Below are 18,260 nucleotides of genomic sequence, written 5' to 3'. Positions count from 1 at the left end.
AATAGGTGGTCAAGCTGGAGCGACAACAGATAAACCTTGAGATTCCCGATTTGCGACTTCTAAATTTAATTCTAATAGAAACTTTAAGGGATCATCGTTGGCTTTGATACCGTAGGCTTTACAAACAAGTTGATCTAATTGAGCGTGGAGTTTAGCAAGTTGACTAGCAGATTCATTAAAAAACTGGTTATAGAGTTGGGTAATTCCCCACTGTTTGCGCTCCATTTGTTCCGTGCGGTAATCATGGATAGCCTGCATTGCTACTCGGATTTCAGTTTTAGTTTTTTCGGGGCAATTTTGAGGAAAAGGAAAGGTTTCAAAACAGGTATTGTGAGTGTAGGCAATATCTGCTTTAAGTGTGGATTTTTGTGCGTGCATCCAGATGCGATGAGCGTTAGAAGTTAGGATACCAAGAACATAAAAATCATCAGAAGCCACAACAACTGATTTATCACCGGCTAACCAATTTGATGGAAATGGAATAAAAATTGCCCATTTCGATACTCTAGGAACTGCGAAACAATAAGGTAAAATTGCTAGAGCTTTTCGCATTTCGCCACGAGTTCTGTGAAAAGTCCACCAAAGTTGTTTAGCCCTACTGTCTCTATTAGTATCTCGCTCTGGTTTTACATTGGTTTTAACATGGTTGAAAGGAAGTTTGTATTCACTAGCGTCTTCTAAACTCATATCATCAAAATCAATAATCCATCGATCAGGTTTACCGTGAGGATTTTGTGCTAAGTTTGCACCCATCGAAAAGAGTTTGAGAACTTTTTGATTTGTGGGATCGGTTTTAATCCATTGTTGTACTTCTTTTTCTGTTACAATAAATCCCTTACCGTTAGGAATCACACCTTGAAAACACAAGTTAAGATTTGCCTTCAGTCGCACGGCTTGAGAAACATCAACCTCGGCTTTCAAAGCAGAATTAATGTTTGAGACAATTTTATGATCTATCCGGTAAGTTAATTCTTGATTGTCAGAAGTTTTCAGCCAATTAATAATACTGATATGTACTTTAGCTTCACCAGACCAAGGTTGTGTAGAAATAACATCATAAATACAGCCCCCATTTTGAGTAATATAATCTAAGGAAACTTTACGGCTTTTCCCCTGAGAAATAGAATTAGTTGCTACTAAACCAGCACGGCAATTTTCCCCCAAATGATTATGGGTAAGACGAAACCAGTAAGTACAAAAATCCACATCTTTAACATCAGGAAATTTGGCAAAAATGCGATCAACATATTCATCACCTAAAACTAAACGAATATGCTTACCGCCCAAAAATGGAGGATTACCAACGACTACATTAACAGGTTCCCAATCACAAAATAAAGCATCATCACAGCGAATATTTTGATCTAAATTATCAAGAGGTAATGCCTGATCTAAGTCTAATGCTAAGTTCATCTGTACCACATTTAGCAAATTATTTTCTTCATCCAGGGCTAATTTTTTAGCCAACATTAAGGTTACTTTAGTTGAGAAAATTCCCCCATTAAAATAAGGTACATTGTGATAGTAACTGTCTTGAGGAGCAGGGCGATTACTTCCCATCTGTCGAAATAAACCCCCAATCAAATCATAAGAACTAAATTTATTTGTCTGGCAATTTGTTAAAAATTCAGTGAATAAACCTCTGGGGAGTAAATCAATATCTTCTGCAAACAAAGCCACTACACACTGAAGAATAAACCGTTGAGCGGTTTCTACGGTTTCCCCTCGCTCTACTAAACGATTGAAAACTTGAGCTACTTTATTAGCAGCATTTCGAGTTACATCAATTTTATTATTATTAAATAAAGGCTTTTTATTTTCACGAAACAGAAAGTTAAAAGCCGTAAAACGAGCAGGTAATTCTTCCAAACTCACCCGATCTACAGGTTCCCTAAGCTGAAGATCAAAATCATAAATCCAAAATTCATCAAAATTACAAAGCACTACATATTGAGGACGTTGTGGCACTAATTCCAACCAATATTCAAAAGCTTGCTGATAGTGTTTTTCTAGTTTTTCACCCCGTTTTTTCATTTCTAATAATAATCGAGGTAGCCACAATAAATCAGCAAATTTTGTCGTTTTCCCTTTAGCTTTCACCCGATATTCTAGTTCGGCTCCTGCTTCTTTATAGCCTTGATGACCGAAGGCTTGAAACAGGCGATCGCAAAATACTTGTGCCTCCCCTTTTTCGTCACCTTTCAAAGTTCGGGCGTAGTCAATAAAGGTGTTAATATTAGTTAGTGTATTTGTCATTATAACAGTATAAGTATCAGACATCGCCTTTAACATTATATATCCTCATGCTCAAAAGCCGACCTGATTTCATTAATTATTAATAGTGCTAACCCTAGGAGATACTTTTTCTTTTTTTTCGATAATCCTTGACTTTTTGGAGTTTTTCTATTAGAGTATTTAAGGGTGCTTTTCTTATATTGGTGATCCTCAATTAGTTGTTATGGTTTTAACAAATTCCTCTCCTAACCCTGTTCCTATTTCCCTGAATTTATCAGGTGGAATTGCACTCGGAGCTTATATGGCGGGGGTATGTTTTGAATTAGTAAGACAAGCCAGAAAAGACAATGCTCCGTTGTTAATTGATTTGATCACAGGTGCTTCTGCGGGAGCGATGACAGGAGCAATTACGGCTTATTATTTATTAAATCGAGAGATTTTAGATAGTGACTATGAAGCTCAGAATTTATTAGCCCAAGCGTGGGTTGAACGGGCGGATATGAAAGATATTGATACGGTTTTCGCCATTGAAGATTACCGTCAAGCTTTAAAGAATGTATTTAAAAGTGAGAATGAAAGTTTATTATCTCAAAAAGGAATTAAAAATATTGCCAATTTAATTACTCAAAATACAGACCAACTTAAGATTCATCAACCGTTGGCTTTAGTGATGACGGTTACGAACTTACAAGGTTTATTAGTCACCTATGAAAATAAATGTCGGAATTATTCAGGAATTCCCGCTATTAATCATGCAGAAACTCGTCGCTTTTTGTTTCATTCTGAGTTAAATCGTCAAGGCGATCGCTTACAAAAAATCTGGAATAAAGTTGTTGATAGTAGTTTAATTTCTGGGGCTTTTCCTCTGGCTTTTCCTCCCGTTGAAGATCGATCAAATATTAAAAGTTATAACTTAAAAAATTTAAGTCCAGCTTATTTTACAATTTGTTCTAAATCTGGTGAACAACAGTTAGATCCGACTTTACCGATGTTTTGTCCCCAGGAAAATCTGAAATTTTGGTATACTGATGGGGGAATTTTAGATAATTTACCGATTTTAAAAGCCATTGATTTAGAAGCGAATATTCGATTAAGTTCTTTGCCGAATTCAGAGTCTTTCCTTCAAGAAGAAGGTCGAGATTTTCTTAAGTTTAGTCATGAATTTAACCGCAAAGTTAAAACAGAGCGAGATGATCGATTGTATGTTTATGTTTCTCCCTATTCTTTAGAAAATTTAGATAGTAAACCTAGTTTGAAGAAGAATCAGTTTAATCTTTTGGATTTGTTGTTTAAAGGATTGAAAATTCCCTCCATTCAACAGGATGCGATGCAGTTAAAACAAATTGTTCAAATTAATGAACAAGTGGATTATAAAGAAAAGATATTATCGAGTTTAGAAACGTTATCAGAACATTCACCGGAAGACACACTTTCTCAAATTAAAGCTGACCTAGAAAAAGCTATCCCCTATCATCATATTCAACTCTCACCTATTACACCTTTAATTTTAAATCAAATTAGTTTGATTGAGGATATAGAAGCTCGAACGCAACTGGAAGCCCTTTATCAAAAATTTCGTTCTTTGTTTAAAACTCCGATTGTAGAAGAACCCAAGGATGCAGATGAACTATTAGCATCGGATTTTCTCAACGCTTTTGGCGGTTTTTTTGATAAAAAATATCGAGAACAGGATTTTATTTTAGGGCGACTGTGTGGTTTAACTTGGCTCCATTTAAACTTTTCAAAAATTGATACCCAAGACTCTATTTTAACATTAAATCAACTGTTTAATTCGGGTCAAGTTCAATTTGATAATCCTAAGTTTAAAGATCTCAAGATTAGCTATAGAATTCGCTTAATCCGAATTTTAGTTCGAGCGCTGCGAATGATGACCGCCCAAACTCAAATGAAACAAAGCAAGAAAGTTATACTCTGGATCGTTCAAGTCATTTTCCTTCCCTTATTTTTAATCATTGAACTTCTATTAACCTTGGCTTTAATGTTGACTGAAGTTATTGAAGTTTTTTTAGCAAAAATGATTAAAAAATAAGAAAGATTCCCGAAAATACCCGACACCCCCAAAACTTATCGATCTAATTTATTTGGAATTCCTTCGCAACCTCCGGGGATGGTTTTTCGAGATTTAGAACCGCACCATGCACAGCAATAATAGCGATTTTCTTCTGATAGATTTTCAATCCCAGTAAAGTCAGCATTTTCCACAACAGCCCCTGTATGTTCTCCGGTATTAAAATTAGGAATTAAGGTTTTACTGCGAGGAGAAGCTGTTTCTGGCGAACCATAAAACAGTCTGATAGCACGCAAATTTGTATAAGATAAATTGGCTTCATAGAGAATCGATCTGGCTAAATTAGCGCGAACTAAATCACATCCCTGTAAATTAGCTTTGACTAAATTCGCATCACTGAGATCCGTGCGTCGGAGGTCAGTTTGAGATAAATCTGCACCCGCTAACATCGCCCCTAAATCAATCACTCGTACCCCATGATCTCGATCTTCTGCATAATTGCCATTTCCATCTAACATTGGACGTCCTAAATGGCGATCGCGTTGTAATGGAGTAATTAATTTAGCTTGGGATAAAAACCTCAGAATTTTGGCTTTTCCTTCCGCATCAACACTTTTAATAATCGCCGATGTTCGTCCTTCTGCAATTACTCGTTCTTGGGGCCAATCTTCTAATAATCCTTGTTCTCCTAATGCTAAATCTGAGACTCCCTGAAAATAAGCATCAATCGTTTGTTGTTGAGTAATTCGGTTTTGTTGAATCGTTAAATCTCTGGAAATAATATACTGTCGCCAAGCTACATAAACGGCAAGAATCGCAATTAAAATTTGACCTAATGCTCCTCCTAAATCCCCTAAAGCGCCAATTGCATCCCAATTAATCGTAATATTACTGACTTCATTTGCGGTGTTAGCATTACTAAAAATAACTAACCCAATTAAAGAGCCTAAAATCCCAAAACAAGCAATAATTAAACTACGCCAGCTTGCTGGAATTAAAGTTGTCCAAACTTTACCCCAACCTGACCAGATCAAGCGCAGGGAAACTACCAATGTTGCCAAAGCACTGACATATCCTAGGGTAATATTATCGATTCCTAGCCCTAAAATCATCAAAGCCATCGCTGATAGCACGACGATTGAACCCGATACAGAACTGGGATGATCCTCCAAAATTGGGTTTTGGGTCTCGATCTCCCAAGATTCCCCAGAATTCAGTTGTATTTCCTCCATGGGGGGGGGTAGATGGGGGGAATCGTGTGGCTGAAGTACCCCACCATTAAGGCTTTCAGGGTTCTCCTGAACTTCTTGGGAATGAGACGAGGATGAATTGGGATCCATTGTCATTGATTAACCTTAGTTATATTGATTTTGTTGTCTAGTGTCTGGTGTCTGTTATCTGTTAACGGTCAACTCTCAACAGTTAAAAACCCGATAGCTGACAAATAATTTCAAGTTAAATTATCCTGATTTTAACTAAATCTGTCTTAACATTGGATCATTCTTTGGGAATGTGAGTTTTGTGGATAGTTAATATTCAACTCCAGAGGGTACAAATTAGACAATTTTGCATTGATAGATTAATTGTACCTTAAATTGCCAATAAAGTTAACTAAAATTATGGTTAATAATTCGTTTAAAAGAGAGCCCCGAAAATGAATTAGCTCGAAAGTTATCAATCTACCTGTAAAAAAACAGATATTTAGAGGAGCCATCAATTTATGCGTGAACAACTTAAATTATTTTTTAAACTTCTAAATGCTCGACTTTCTGCAACCATCACACTTTGGGTATTTTTGAGTTTGGTGTTTGTCGAGATTTTAATTCTAATTCCTTCAGTGTATCAACGTCAGCAGGAATTGTTGAAACGCTTACCTACAATGTCGGCGGGTAAAATTGCCTGGATGATTGAAACCTATCCTTATCAATCCGATGCTGAACTTCTACAACAATTAAGTCATTTACATTATTTGAATCCTGAGATTTTAGGCGGTGCTGTTTATCGAAATACCGGAGAATTAATCGGTGAATTTGGTGAACCCCCCCTTCTAAGCTTTGCACAGGCGGTGAAAGGTGAAACATTATATTTGCGTCAAGAACAAGGCGATCGCTATGATGTTGCTTGTAATACACTTCTGATCAAAAATAAATACCTTGTGATTATTCGTCATGACGCTTCCAGCATCAATGCTGATATTTACGCTTATATTTTAAGAATTGCTGGGTTGGTTTTAATTATTGCTATTTTTGTCACCTCAACAACTTTATTTGTTTTAGGGAAAACGGTTATTGTCCCAATTTTGAAACTACGATTAGATTTAATGGAAGCGGGAAAAGCTATTGTTAATAACAAACCTGCACCTAAATTTTATTCCCAATTAATTCAAAGAAATGATGAACTCGGTGATGTCATTGCTACCTTTAAAACGATGTTTAACCAAATTTATCAAGCCACCCTAGAACGGAATCAAGCAGAAATGGCTCTGCGGTTAGAAAAAGATAAATCTGAGCAATTATTACTGAATATTTTACCCTTTGCCATTGCTGAAAAGCTCAAAAAAGAGCAAGGTTGTATTGCTGATCGATTTGAAGAAACGACGATTTTATTTGCAGACCTAACGGATTTTACAGGAATGGCTTCTCGTCGTTCTCCTACACAAATTGTAACGTTTTTGAACGAAATTTTTTCTGAATTTGATCGTTTGGCAGATAAATATCAGTTAGAAAAAATTAAAACCATTGGTGATGCTTATATGGTGGTGGGTGGTATTCCCATGCCTCGATTGGATCATGCAGAAGCGATCGCAGAAATGGCGTTAGAAATGCAATCTATTATTCAACAATTTCGCCAACAAGATAATCAATTATTAAACCTTAGAATTGGGATTAATACAGGGCCAGTTGTTGCTGGAGTGATTGGATTAAAAAAATTTAGTTATGATTTATGGGGAGATGCCGTTAATATTGCCTCTCGGATGGAATCTCATGGTTTATCAGGACAAATTCAAGTCAGTCAAACCACCTATCAAAAACTTCAAGAAAACTATTTATTTGAAGAACGGGGGATAATTTTAATTAAAGGGAAAGGCGAAATGCGAACCTATTGGTTAATAGGGAAAAAATAAACCCTGCTTTATCGACGAATTATTTAGCTAAGGGAAGGCAAAATTGAAAGGTACTGCCTTCTCCTAAACGACTGGAAACGGCAATTCTTCCCCCTTGTAATTCTACCAAACGGCGAGTAATTGCTAATCCAATTCCAGTTCCTCCTGAATTCCGAGAACGAGAACGATCAGCCCGCCAAAAGCGTTCAAAAACATGGGGTAAATCTTCTGGAGAAATACCAATTCCAGTGTCCATAACAGCAACCCAGAAAAAGTTTAAATCATTACCTGTTTTAACAAGAATGGTTCCCGTTTCAGTATAGCGAATCGCATTGCCTAATAAATTAACTAAAATTTGTTCAGTTCGGTCTAAATCTGCTAATACTAGCGGTGAATCAGGTTTAGAATCTAACTGAAGAGTCGGCCCTTCTTCTAAGAGTTGATCTGAAAAACGTTGGACTAAAGATGTTAATAAAGGATATAAATTAACGGGTTTTTGATGAATGGGTAAATAGCCGGATTCAACTTTTGAAAGTTCTTGTAAATCATTGACTAATCGTTCTAAGCGTTTAGTTTCTTTCGCTAATTGTTGATAAATTAATGGAGAAGGTTCAATATGACCATCGGCTATTTCTTCCAAATATCCCCTAACAATGGTTAACGGAGTTCTTAATTCATGGGTTAAATCACTAATTAATTCTCTTCGTTCTTTCTCAACATTTTGTAAACTAGCAGCCATTTTATTAAAACTTAAGGCTAATTGATTTAACTCAGGAATATCGCTGAAAGACATTCGTTCTGACCATTCTCCAGAGGCAAATTTCTGAGTAATTTCTTCCATTTGGGTGAGTGGTTTAGTAATGCGTTGGGTTAACCAATAACTCAGCCCTACGGCGGCAGTTGTTCCCGCTAAAACTGACCAAAAGGTGCTGCGGTTCCAAGCAATTTCAAAGCCTTCTATTAGACGAGTACGAATATATTGTAACCGAAATCCTGGGCCTTCAAGTTGTTCTAAATTACTGACAAAAAAGCGAGGAGAAGATATTTTTCCAATAATCACTAAGGATGTTACCCCAATTAACATCACTAACAAATGGGATAAAAATAAACGTCCTCGTAAACCAACTTTAGCCATATTTGAGATCTTGCTTCTGGAATTCATTTCATCATAAAGCAGGATTGGCTTTTTTAGGAGGGGAATCACCGCAGCCGAGTTGGAAGTCAATATTGTACCGAATTTTCTCCAACTCAATAGCTATCATTCCTGAATTTAAACTTAAAGAATGATATAGCAATCCCAAATAGGTTGTAATCATTTAAAACTGATATGAAACAGCTAGAAGTATTACCCCTTTTCCCTGTTCCCAGTTAAGCTGTTCCCTTTTGAGCAGAAATTTTGGATACAAATCAAATAGGATTGCTATAGCTAACGATATTAATGAAGAGTCATATTTTAAGCTTTTTTACTCAGGGAATTGACTAAGGATTTGTATTGACTGCTTTCAGTTAAAGCAGGATTAATTCCAAACCAACGACCGTCTTGATCCCGATATTCAAAAACGAACATACTCCGCAGTAAAGTTTGACATTCATCTTCTCCCGTTACTTTTTGAGTTTTCACGACTCTTAACAATAATTCCCATTCTTCATGGTTAATTGCCCCTAAAAGATCATCTCGATATTCTTGAATAACTTGCTCTAAACAAGAACGGGTAAAAGGGGGATCTTCTTGTTGTAAACAACTGTACATCAACATCAATAAACGTCGAATATGACCCCCACTAATCCAACATAATCGCTCTAGGGTTTCAGGACTATCAAATAAAACAGAAATCTGAGATAAACGATTTTCTGGTGGCAGATCAGGAAAGGCTCGTGCTAGAACCATTTGTTGTAATTTTATCATGCCATTGGGATTCTGCACCCCATCCCGAAGACGGACGGGAACCATCGGTAACACTTTAGGTTTGACTCCAAACCGACTGGAAAGCCGATCATAATCATTAGAAAACATTAAGGTTAGGGGAATGGTAAAAACCACATGACAATTGAGACGTTTGAGTTGTTCACCTCGATCTACAAATAAATATTCCGGTTGAGTTCTTCCCCAAGGTTTAGGAGAACTATCAATCCGATCTAAATTATCTACAATAACGACAATTCCTTTTTTTCCTTTCGCCTGTAACGCACTATTAGCTCGTCCCAAAAGTTCATCATTAATCGCGTCTAAAATACTACTGGTGCGCGGTTCTAAATATTGCCGTAACTGAGACCGTAATTTTGGAGAATCTTTAGTTTTGGCCGTAATTTTAGCAATTCCAACGGATAATTCGGCTTCCGCAGATAGCTGAATGGGCGTTTGCATCAACTCAGAAATTTCTGTAAATAAGTTGGCAAAGTATCCCGGTTTCAGACGAATTTGAGTCGCTTCTAAACTTTCGCTCACCTGACGAGCAATCATTAATAAAATATCGCTAATATCCACATCTGCCATATCGAGATTTTGAGAAGATTCAAAATAAACGACATGATAGTCCTGACGCTCTAACAGATCTTTAAGACGAAATAATTCTGTTGATTTCCCACATCCTATATGACCACTAAACAATTGACAGGTGGGTTCATCATGGGAGAGTAAAGTAATAGTTCGGCTCAATTCTCGGATGATATCACTCCCTCGGACAGATGAAAAATCGATGTAATATTTTCGATCTTCCGGGTTTGCCATGTCAATGGTCTTACTGGGATTACACGCTTTATAGAATCTACTTAAATCAAGCTCAATCACAATTAGACTCTTAACCTCTGTATCAATTTAACGGTCAACTCTTACTCTTAGTTTACCGATAGCAAGCAGGTTTTAGGATGAGGGGGATCAGTCATTGGGGGGGACAGGGGACAGTTACATCGAGAAAGGTTTATAATAATTTCTGCGTGAAAATACAGATAAAATAAGGATTAAGAATACAATACAATCAAGTTAATACACAAAATAAACCCTTAATCTCAGGGTAGAAAGCGATCGCTCAACTCCAACCGATCACAGACACAGCGAGAGCGAATATGTTAAATTATCTGCGAAACCTTGAAATGATGGGGAATCAAAAACCAGTGATAAGGTGGAAATCCTGGCAAATGGGTAACAAGCAATGACCAATCTGGGATCTGTTTCAACGAATGAATTAGGACGTCGGCGTCAGCAGTTACGGCGTCAACGGCGGATTAAATTAGTTCAAGTGCTTTGGCAAGTTATGGCGGTCAGTAGTTTGACCGGAGGTTTATTTTGGTTGATTAATCAACCCATCTGGTTTATTCGCCAACCCGAACAAATCAAAGTTGAAGGAAATCAACTGTTATCGGATCAAATGGTTCGCTCTTTATTGCCCCTATCTTATCCCGAATCCCTGTGGAAAATTCAACCCCAAGCCTTAGCAGAAAGCCTAGAATCACGGGGACAAATTGCCTCAGCTAATGTGACTCGTCAGTTATTTCCTCCGAGTTTAATGATCAATATTCAAGAACGACAACCTGTTGCAGTTGCTTATCCCACCTCAAACGTTTCTGATAATAGAAACAATCAGCAAATTGGATGGTTAGATGCGACCGGGGATTGGATGCCGTTGGAGAACTATACAGAATTAGAAAAATCCAAACAATTACCGAGTTTGAAAGTGATTGGAAATATTAACCAATATCATCCCTACTGGTCACTTGTTTATCAAGCTCTAATTCGCAGTCCTGTGAAAATTCAGCAAATCAATTGGGAAGATCCCAATAATTTAATTCTGGAAACAGAAATTGGTACAGTTCATCTAGGCCCCTATAGTTCTAAATTTCCTGAACAGTTACGAGTGATTGATCGGATGAGAAATGTTCCTCAAAAATTAGATAAAAGCAAAATGATGTATTTTGATCTAAAAAATCCTAATCAACCCCTTGTACAAATGCGACCGGAAAGTACCGCCCAACGAACGGCTGCTGAGGAGGAATCCACGTCTAATTAAACTAAAAGAATCGGGGATATAAAAATCAGAAATATCACAATATTTCAACGGCTTCATCAAGGGGTAAAATACAGTCCGGTTGATTATAGGTTGCACGATTAACTTTAGAACTCACCGGATAAACCCTTAAGTTAGGATTGTGTTGAACCAAGGATAAAATAGTTTCAGAATCTTTGAGAGTAGGATCAAGCCATTGAGAATAAACGGTAGGAGATAAAATAATCGGCATTCGTTCATGAACAAGACGAACTGTTTCGTTAGCAGCTTGGGTTAAAATTGTACAAGAAACATTTTCTTCTCCGTTAGGATTGTTCCAACGTTCCCATAATCCCGCAAATCCAAAGGGTTGATGATTCTCTAACTGAAAATAATAAGGTTGTTTGGTTTTACCTTGATGTTGCCATTCATAGAACCCATCCGCTAAGGAATGAAAAATCAATAAATGGATTAATGAGTGAGTTGAGGTACGGCTCGATAGTTCCATTTGGGTAAATATTCATCAAAAACAATTTTCAGAGTTTTTTTGAAATGATCAGTTACCTTCCGACCCGTTTGATAGACCTGATCAACGACATTAACAACGACAGATAGCCCTGTATTAGTACGAGTTTTTTCCATGAGAGTTTTGACCAAACCAAGACTGGTAAAAATCACTCCTTGACAAGCTCGAGTTAGATGAGGAAAAAGTCGATGTTCAATGGGATTATATTTAGATGTATAGGGAGGGTAATGAGCAATTCTGATCTCAATTCCAATTTCATCCACTAACTTTTGTAAATCTTGTTTAAAAATATAATGATTAGCATTATTACTGCCACCCCCATCACACTTAGCTAAAATCGAATTGGCATGAGGATAGAGAGCTTTTCCATAATGATTCCACCAATGTTTAAGAGCATTACAAGCAAATTCACTGGTATCTTTACTGTTACCTAATGTTACATATCCTCGGTTTTTTTGAGTATCGTAAATGCCATGGGGAATGACTTTTCCATGACCTAAGCTCCAAAAATCATGATCCCAAGTAGTAACAGGCTCAGTTGTATACAGAGTACCTGGACGATATAAATTCCCTAAAACTTCTTTCTTTTTAGTGTCAAAACTAATAATAGGATTACCGGCTTCTCTATACAGGGTATCGAGTCTAGCAATATTTTCAAATTGAGCATTTCGGTCTTTATTAATTCCTGTAGTTTGCTTTTTTTGTGCTTTTCGCTTGACATACCCATGCTTTTTTAAGAGTTTCTTTACGGTGGGAGGACTGATATTAAATCCGGCTTCCTTAAGTCCCAAAGCAATTTCTTTGTGGGTTAAATTAGTCCATTTAATTGACTCGTTCATAGGATCTCCGGCTGTGCGGGACTTTAACACTTCTAAAAAGGCTTCATCTATTCCAATTTGGGTGGAAAAAATACTTTTTCTTCCTCCTCCTTTTTTTCTAATTCTTACATCATTAATAGTCTGTTCATCCAGTTCTTTTAACTCTTTTATTCCTCGGACGATTGTGTTTCGAGTACAACCCAACAGTTTGATGATATAACTAATTCCTCCCCATCCCAGTTTTTGAGCCTCTATCGCTGCATATCTTCTTTTATCCTTTTCTGATAAAGAGTTATAAAACTTTTTCATTTCTTCCTCAATTGAACTAGAATAAAACATAGGTTTTAAGTTAAGTTGTGTAGTTTAATCGAAAAATCCGTTGCCCGGTTCTCTCAATTTTTGTAAAATCTGCCATCAGTGCCTATACTTCATTATACCTGAAGCCCATCAAGTTATTACTTTTTCATTCCTAAAATCAAACATCTTTGAGAACGAATTGCTTGCCGAAATGCTGGTTTTTCTGTAACGGTTTCTACCCTAGCATTGATGAGTTTGTATCCAATCTTTTCATCTTTTGCCCAATGAGGAATTAACCCCCAGTGCATGAGTTGAAACTGTCGTTCTTGCTGTTCTAAATCCTGTCTAATGGTAGCAATGGTTTGGGCTGGAGCAATGTTATATTGAGGGATAAAATCAGGAACCGATGATACATTAAAGGTTTGAGCGATCGCTGTTTTTGAACAGACTAAACTAAAACGTCCACACATAATAAAATCCTCTATGACATCTGAAAAAATTAACCGAAATTCCCTCAATATTGACTTACCGGATGGTTGTGTTTTACGTCCAGCAACCCCCCAAGATAGCCTGAAAATTTTGTGGTTAGTATTAAAGGATATGCTTGATCCAACTCAATTACGCTGGCAACAATTTTGGGTGATAGAATCCCATAAACAAATTATAGCTTGTGGACAACTGCGACAGTTTACGGATGTTGAAGAATTGGGGAGTTTGGTGGTTAGTCGAGCTTGGCGAGGGAAAAGTTTAGGGGCTATTTTAGTGGAACATTTAATTCAAGAATCTACAAAACCTCTTTATTTGGAATGTCTAGGACAAAACTTGGCTAATTTCTATACTCGTTTTGGGTTTATTCCCGTCGATTTTTCGGCTTTACCCACTTCTATTAAACCCAAATTTGGCATTTCCAATTGGGCAAAAATTTTATTGAAAATTCCGGTTATTTTTATGTATAGAAGGGAACAGGGAACGGGGAACAGAAAGAAACAAAGTTCGCCCTATAGATAGGTTTGAGCATTTGTCTTTGTAAAAGACAGTTTTTGCTACTCGTATATAGTGTTTACAAACCAAACCCTTGAGATTAATCAATGTTGAAAATTCAATCCAGCTTGACGGGCTGCGACAATATAACGAAAGATATATTCAGCTAGTTCAACATGGTTTTCGGCGGCTTCTGGAGAAGCAGCCCAAACCGTTACTCCGTGATTTCTAATTAATAATGCGGGTACATCAGGAGTCGTATTCTTAAACCGTTGAATAATATTTTCTGCAATGCGAGGAACTTCTAAATAATTCTCAAAAACAGGCATATAAACTTTAGGGTTTTCTTCCCAAATCCCTAACCCTTTTAACATTTCAATGGGAGGTAAAGGCAGTTGTTCATGATCAATAAAATTGGATACTAATTTTGCTTCCACCGAATGAACATGATAACAAGCATTGGCTTCAGGAAATAAAGAATAAATCGCTTGATGAATACTGGTTTCTGCGGAAGGTTTATTCTGAGGAGAGGGATTTTCTAAGACTTCTCCCGTTAAAGAAATTCTCACAAAATCTTCTACAACTAATTTACCTTTTTGTTTACCACTGGCGGTAATCCAAAAACTATTATCGGGCATTTTAGCCGAAAGATTTCCAGCCGTTCCCGCCATCCAACCCAGTTGATAAAATTGGCGAGACGCATGAATTAAAGCTTGACGTGGATCGTTCATGAAATCAGTTATCAGTTATCAGTTATCAGTTATCAGTTATCAGTTATCAGTTATCAGTTATCAGTCGGGACAATTGATGAATTATCCTGACTTAGGGAGGGGTTGGGTTCTGTATTTTATTATTGATCAAATCATAGGGTTTTCAACCTGCCCCTATAAGGGATTACGATTGGTTAAATTTTTCTAAGGCGCGACGCAGGGCACTGTCGGGTAAGGTTTCCCAATTGAAAGATTGATCAGCCTGATAATAATCTAACGCTTGAAAGAACGCTTGAACCCCCGCAGAGGGGCCATCGGGATGATCCATAATTCCCGTTCCCGCATTGAGAATCACATCTTGGCCATAATCGTTGAGTGCTTGGGGGACAATTCCGGGGTGAATTCCCGCCGAGGGAACCGGAAAAACGTTGCGCGATCGCAAAATATCCCTAATTTTCTGTTCTTCGATTGGATCAAAGGGTAAACTGCCATAATGGGCCGGATATAACACCGCATCCGCCCCAGCATGGGCCATCAATGTTCCGAGGACGACGGAATAGGAAAAACCCGTATCACCAGAGGCACATAACGCCCCCGCCAAGGCAGGATGGGCGAAAATGGGAACATTTACCTCTGGATCGGCGGCAAGGGCTTCTAAGACCGAAAAACCGTAGGTGAGAACATTTAATAACAAAGCATTTGCCCCTTCTTGAACCAGAATTCGAGCTTTTTCTAATAGGGTTTGGGCGTTTCCAGTAACATTAATAGCATACAAAACCGTGCGTCCGGTTTCTTGTTTAATTTGGTCTAAAATTGGGCGACAAGCTCTTAACCGTTCTAGGGTGGGGGCTGTGTCTAAATCCCCCATAATTTCATCATCTTTAATAATATCTAATCCCGCCGTTGCCACTTGTTCTAAAATAGTCGCATGATCTGTAGCTGATAGTCCTAAAGCGGGTTTAAAGATTGCCATAATTAAAGGACGATCAACAACATTTAATTGTTGACGAATTCCGGTTATCCCAAATTTAGGGAACTGACCATAATTATTATCGAGTCTAACCGCAACTATTTTACCAACTCCAGCCATTGAATATTTACCAAAAATCATGGTTAACAAGCTGGAAATATCATTTTCAACGTTAATTTCAGGAAATCGAACCGTTGCAATATTATAACCTTGTTCATCGGTTTTAACGTTAATGACTTCGGCTAAATGCGATCGCAAACTATCTTCTCGATGGCTAAATCTTTCGTCCCAGGTTCCTGCGGTTTGTCCAATAGCAATCACTTTAGCCTGACGCAACGCATCAATATGAGGAGGAAAACGATAATCTACTTCAATCGTCATTGTTTTCTATTTTGGCAATTATTATCATTGCAGTAGAGACGTTGCATGCAACGTCTCTACAAATTAATTCAAAGCTAAGGTTTTTTTCGGTCTTCTGGAAAAAATTCTAATTTCTGTATCGGTATATTCAGGAGTCCAACCTTTTGTTGTGGTAAAATAACGAACAGCTTTAATCCGCCGAGTTTCTGTTAAGTAAAACCAATGTTCTGTATTTGCAGGAACGTTAATATATTCTTCCGCTTCAACGGTTAATTCTACTTGACTTCCATCGGGACGGACAAAGCCAAACACTCCTTCTCCATCAATAATATAACGCACTTCATCATCAGCATGAATATGACATTGTTCAAATTTTGCTAATAATACTTCTAAGTTAGGGGTATCAGGGTTAAGAACAATTAAATCACGGGACTGATAACCTGCTGTTTGTTTTAATTCTTCAAAATATTGATCTAAACCTTGCAAAACATCTTCTTTTTCTTCATCGTTTAATGCAGGTTGATTCAATAATTTAATTAATTCTGGATCTGTACCGACAGACCAATGGTTTAAATGAATATTCAGACCAGCTAATTCTCGCTGAATTTCATCTAATTCGGTGTAAGTTGTTCCGTCTTCTAATTGTAAAACTGCCATGTTTCACCTCGGTAGTATGAACCGTTTTTAATCATAAACTATTATACTAGCAAAAAAATTATGGTTGTTGGGCTTGAGTCCCTAGAAAGATAGGCTGAAGCCCAACAACAGACGAAGGTAGTTTATTGATAGCAGTTCAGACGTTCGGATAAATTACTTTTAAGCTTTGTGTAGCTAGACATTTTTGCTTACTTCCTAGGTTCTACTAGGGAACCCTGTTAGGTAGAACCTAGCAATGAGAAATACTCAATTAAGCCAAATTTTGGCTAAAAAACTTAATCATTTTTTGCTTTTCTTCAGAATTAACTGTTTCCCACTCCCTAGCAATATTCAAATCTTTATTAACCTTAGATAATTCCAATAAATTCTGCTTAATTCTATTTCGGTAATTTTTCTCGTTACATAACCAGTGCAATATATCGGATAAGTGCCAGATTGAAGGAGTTCCCCCATAGATAGGTTGTGGAGATTTGAGTTCATCCTTCATCATTAAATTACGAATATTTTGCCGCGTACATCCGAGCAATTTAGCAACCTCGGTTAAACTCACAAAATCTGGGCTAACTTCAGTCAAAACTGCCTGGGGAATAGCCCGTTTCACATCCCGAATTGCACTATAAACCGCTTCTGTTGCTGATGAAGATTCTCGGATAAAGTTGAGAGCAATTCTCCCCTTTTTCCCAATTCCAATTAAGGCATCATCACAACCTTCTGTTGCTAAAGTCTCTAAATAATGATCGAGATTAATTTGACTATCTGGAAGATTAAAGTTTAAAATAAAATCATATTCTGGCATTTGTTAATTCTCCTCTTCCTCTTGTGTTTGATGATGAACGGTGCAGTTATCAATAACACGACGAATTAGTTTAGCATGATTGCCTGCATTTTTAGGGGTACTCCAAACGCTGACAATACAAAATTCTCCACAGCGACAATCCTTGTTATTATAAGGACAGTAAATTTTTCCCCACGCATGAGATCCACCCACTTCAATACGCCATCCATTTTGTTCAGCATATTTCAAGGCTGCTTCAATATCTGGTTTAGGATGTTTTTTCCTAGACATAAAAGTTTGAGCTTGTATAAATTATAGTTTATTGTGTTTAAATTGTCAAGTGACAACTTATTATAACTGGGATGGAGTGAATAATTTTGCCCGGTTTTGTCTGGTTCCCTGGTAGAACCTAGCAACAAGAAAATTTAGGCAACTGACCATAATTATTATCAAGTCTAACCGCAACTATTTTACTAACTCCAGCCATTGAATATTTCCCAAAAATCATGGTTAATAAGCTGGAAATATCATTTTTAACGTTAATTTCAGGAAAACTAACTGTTGCAATATTATAACCTTGTTCATCGGTTTTAACATTAATAACTTGGGCTAAATGCGATCGCAAATTGTCTTCCTGATGGCTAAATCGTTCATCCCAAGTTCCTGCGGTTTGTCCAATTGCAATCACTTTTGCCTGACGTATTATATAGCGGTGTGTTGTCGGGTGAGGTACAACGCAAAAACCCGGTGTCTTAAACAATACCTGCGCCAAAATCCTAGAGAGTTGCGTAATTGTTGCCATTACCAGCGATATAATAA

The 18,260-nt window shown here is 37.3% G+C and carries 17 protein-coding genes; 4 read left to right on the top strand and 13 right to left on the bottom strand.

Annotation, left to right across the window (positions count from 1 at the left end; all coding sequences use genetic code 11):
• Nucleotides 1-9: 9 nt before the first annotated feature.
• Nucleotides 10-2,256, bottom strand: a complete 2,247-nt coding sequence (locus NMK36_RS00710; protein WP_254172769.1) for a type IIL restriction-modification enzyme MmeI — start codon at nucleotides 2,254-2,256, stop codon at nucleotides 10-12.
• A gap of 202 nt (nucleotides 2,257-2,458) precedes the next feature.
• On the opposite strand from NMK36_RS00710, the gene NMK36_RS00705 reads away from it, so the two are divergent.
• The gene (locus NMK36_RS00705; RefSeq protein ID WP_072718933.1) at nucleotides 2,459-4,285 is read left to right on the top strand and encodes a patatin-like phospholipase family protein; all 1,827 of its coding nucleotides are present in this window, start codon (nucleotides 2,459-2,461) and stop codon (nucleotides 4,283-4,285) included.
• Between the two features lie 35 nt (nucleotides 4,286-4,320).
• Here NMK36_RS00705 and NMK36_RS00700 read toward each other — a convergent pair whose 3' ends face one another.
• Complete coding sequence (locus tag NMK36_RS00700; RefSeq protein WP_083579975.1) at nucleotides 4,321-5,610, bottom strand: pentapeptide repeat-containing protein; 1,290 nt, start codon at nucleotides 5,608-5,610, stop codon at nucleotides 4,321-4,323.
• A 374-nt stretch (nucleotides 5,611-5,984) separates the two neighbouring features.
• Between NMK36_RS00700 and NMK36_RS00695 the strand changes: the two genes are divergently transcribed.
• The gene (locus NMK36_RS00695; RefSeq protein ID WP_072718931.1) at nucleotides 5,985-7,388 is read left to right on the top strand and encodes an adenylate/guanylate cyclase domain-containing protein; all 1,404 of its coding nucleotides are present in this window, start codon (nucleotides 5,985-5,987) and stop codon (nucleotides 7,386-7,388) included.
• A 19-nt stretch (nucleotides 7,389-7,407) separates the two neighbouring features.
• Here NMK36_RS00695 and NMK36_RS00690 read toward each other — a convergent pair whose 3' ends face one another.
• Both NMK36_RS00690 and NMK36_RS00685 read right to left on the bottom strand, forming a co-directional pair.
• Nucleotides 7,408-8,502 (bottom strand): sensor histidine kinase, encoded by a 1,095-nt coding sequence (locus tag NMK36_RS00690; protein ID WP_072718930.1) that lies wholly within the window; start codon nucleotides 8,500-8,502, stop codon nucleotides 7,408-7,410.
• A gap of 318 nt (nucleotides 8,503-8,820) precedes the next feature.
• Nucleotides 8,821-10,095: a P-loop NTPase fold protein gene (locus NMK36_RS00685; protein WP_072718929.1), complete on the bottom strand. Its 1,275-nt coding sequence runs from the start codon at nucleotides 10,093-10,095 to the stop codon at nucleotides 8,821-8,823.
• Nucleotides 10,096-10,516: 421 nt separating this feature from the next.
• Here NMK36_RS00685 and NMK36_RS00680 point away from each other — a divergent pair, with 421 nt between their 5' ends.
• Nucleotides 10,517-11,371: a cell division protein FtsQ/DivIB gene (locus NMK36_RS00680; RefSeq protein ID WP_072718928.1), complete on the top strand. Its 855-nt coding sequence runs from the start codon at nucleotides 10,517-10,519 to the stop codon at nucleotides 11,369-11,371.
• Between the two features lie 34 nt (nucleotides 11,372-11,405).
• On the opposite strand, the gene NMK36_RS00675 is transcribed toward NMK36_RS00680, so the two are convergent.
• The 3 genes from NMK36_RS00675 to NMK36_RS00665 all read right to left on the bottom strand — a co-directional run bounded on the left by NMK36_RS00675 (nucleotide 11,406) and on the right by NMK36_RS00665 (nucleotide 13,458).
• Nucleotides 11,406-11,855: an SOS response-associated peptidase gene (locus NMK36_RS00675; RefSeq protein ID WP_254172768.1), complete on the bottom strand. Its 450-nt coding sequence runs from the start codon at nucleotides 11,853-11,855 to the stop codon at nucleotides 11,406-11,408.
• Nucleotides 11,819-13,030, bottom strand: coding sequence for an ISAzo13 family transposase (locus NMK36_RS00670; RefSeq protein WP_072721577.1), 1,212 nt, complete (start codon nucleotides 13,028-13,030; stop codon nucleotides 11,819-11,821). The genes NMK36_RS00675 and NMK36_RS00670 overlap by 37 nt, the downstream gene beginning before the upstream one ends.
• A 116-nt stretch (nucleotides 13,031-13,146) precedes the next feature.
• Complete coding sequence (locus NMK36_RS00665; protein ID WP_254172767.1) at nucleotides 13,147-13,458, bottom strand: SOS response-associated peptidase; 312 nt, start codon at nucleotides 13,456-13,458, stop codon at nucleotides 13,147-13,149.
• A 13-nt stretch (nucleotides 13,459-13,471) separates the two neighbouring features.
• Between NMK36_RS00665 and NMK36_RS00660 the strand changes: the two genes are divergently transcribed.
• On the top strand, nucleotides 13,472-13,996 hold the full coding sequence (locus tag NMK36_RS00660; protein WP_254172766.1) for a GNAT family N-acetyltransferase: 525 nt from the start codon (nucleotides 13,472-13,474) through the stop codon (nucleotides 13,994-13,996).
• 77 nt (nucleotides 13,997-14,073) lie between these two features.
• Here NMK36_RS00660 and mtnB read toward each other — a convergent pair whose 3' ends face one another.
• From mtnB to NMK36_RS00630, 6 genes are all read right to left on the bottom strand, one after another.
• On the bottom strand, nucleotides 14,074-14,700 hold the full coding sequence (gene mtnB, locus NMK36_RS00655) for a methylthioribulose 1-phosphate dehydratase (protein WP_072718925.1): 627 nt from the start codon (nucleotides 14,698-14,700) through the stop codon (nucleotides 14,074-14,076).
• A 163-nt stretch (nucleotides 14,701-14,863) separates the two neighbouring features.
• Nucleotides 14,864-16,030, bottom strand: a complete 1,167-nt coding sequence (locus tag NMK36_RS00650; RefSeq protein ID WP_254172765.1) for a RuBisCO large subunit C-terminal-like domain-containing protein — start codon at nucleotides 16,028-16,030, stop codon at nucleotides 14,864-14,866.
• Nucleotides 16,031-16,093: 63 nt separating this feature from the next.
• Nucleotides 16,094-16,666 (bottom strand): 1,2-dihydroxy-3-keto-5-methylthiopentene dioxygenase, encoded by a 573-nt coding sequence (locus tag NMK36_RS00645; protein ID WP_254172764.1) that lies wholly within the window; start codon nucleotides 16,664-16,666, stop codon nucleotides 16,094-16,096.
• Nucleotides 16,667-16,916: 250 nt separating this feature from the next.
• The gene (locus NMK36_RS00640) at nucleotides 16,917-17,462 is read right to left on the bottom strand and encodes a helix-turn-helix transcriptional regulator (RefSeq protein WP_254172763.1); all 546 of its coding nucleotides are present in this window, start codon (nucleotides 17,460-17,462) and stop codon (nucleotides 16,917-16,919) included.
• Nucleotides 17,463-17,465: 3 nt separating this feature from the next.
• Complete coding sequence (locus NMK36_RS00635; RefSeq protein ID WP_254172762.1) at nucleotides 17,466-17,732, bottom strand: hypothetical protein; 267 nt, start codon at nucleotides 17,730-17,732, stop codon at nucleotides 17,466-17,468.
• 118 nt (nucleotides 17,733-17,850) lie between these two features.
• On the bottom strand, nucleotides 17,851-18,243 hold the full coding sequence (locus NMK36_RS00630; protein ID WP_367997159.1) for a hypothetical protein: 393 nt from the start codon (nucleotides 18,241-18,243) through the stop codon (nucleotides 17,851-17,853).
• Nucleotides 18,244-18,260: the final 17 nt, after the last annotated feature.

It is taken from the genome of Planktothrix pseudagardhii (assembly GCF_904830925.1).
Taxonomy (GTDB): domain Bacteria; phylum Cyanobacteriota; class Cyanobacteriia; order Cyanobacteriales; family Microcoleaceae; genus Planktothrix; species Planktothrix tepida.
This window is presented reverse-complemented; position numbering and strand designations above follow the sequence as displayed.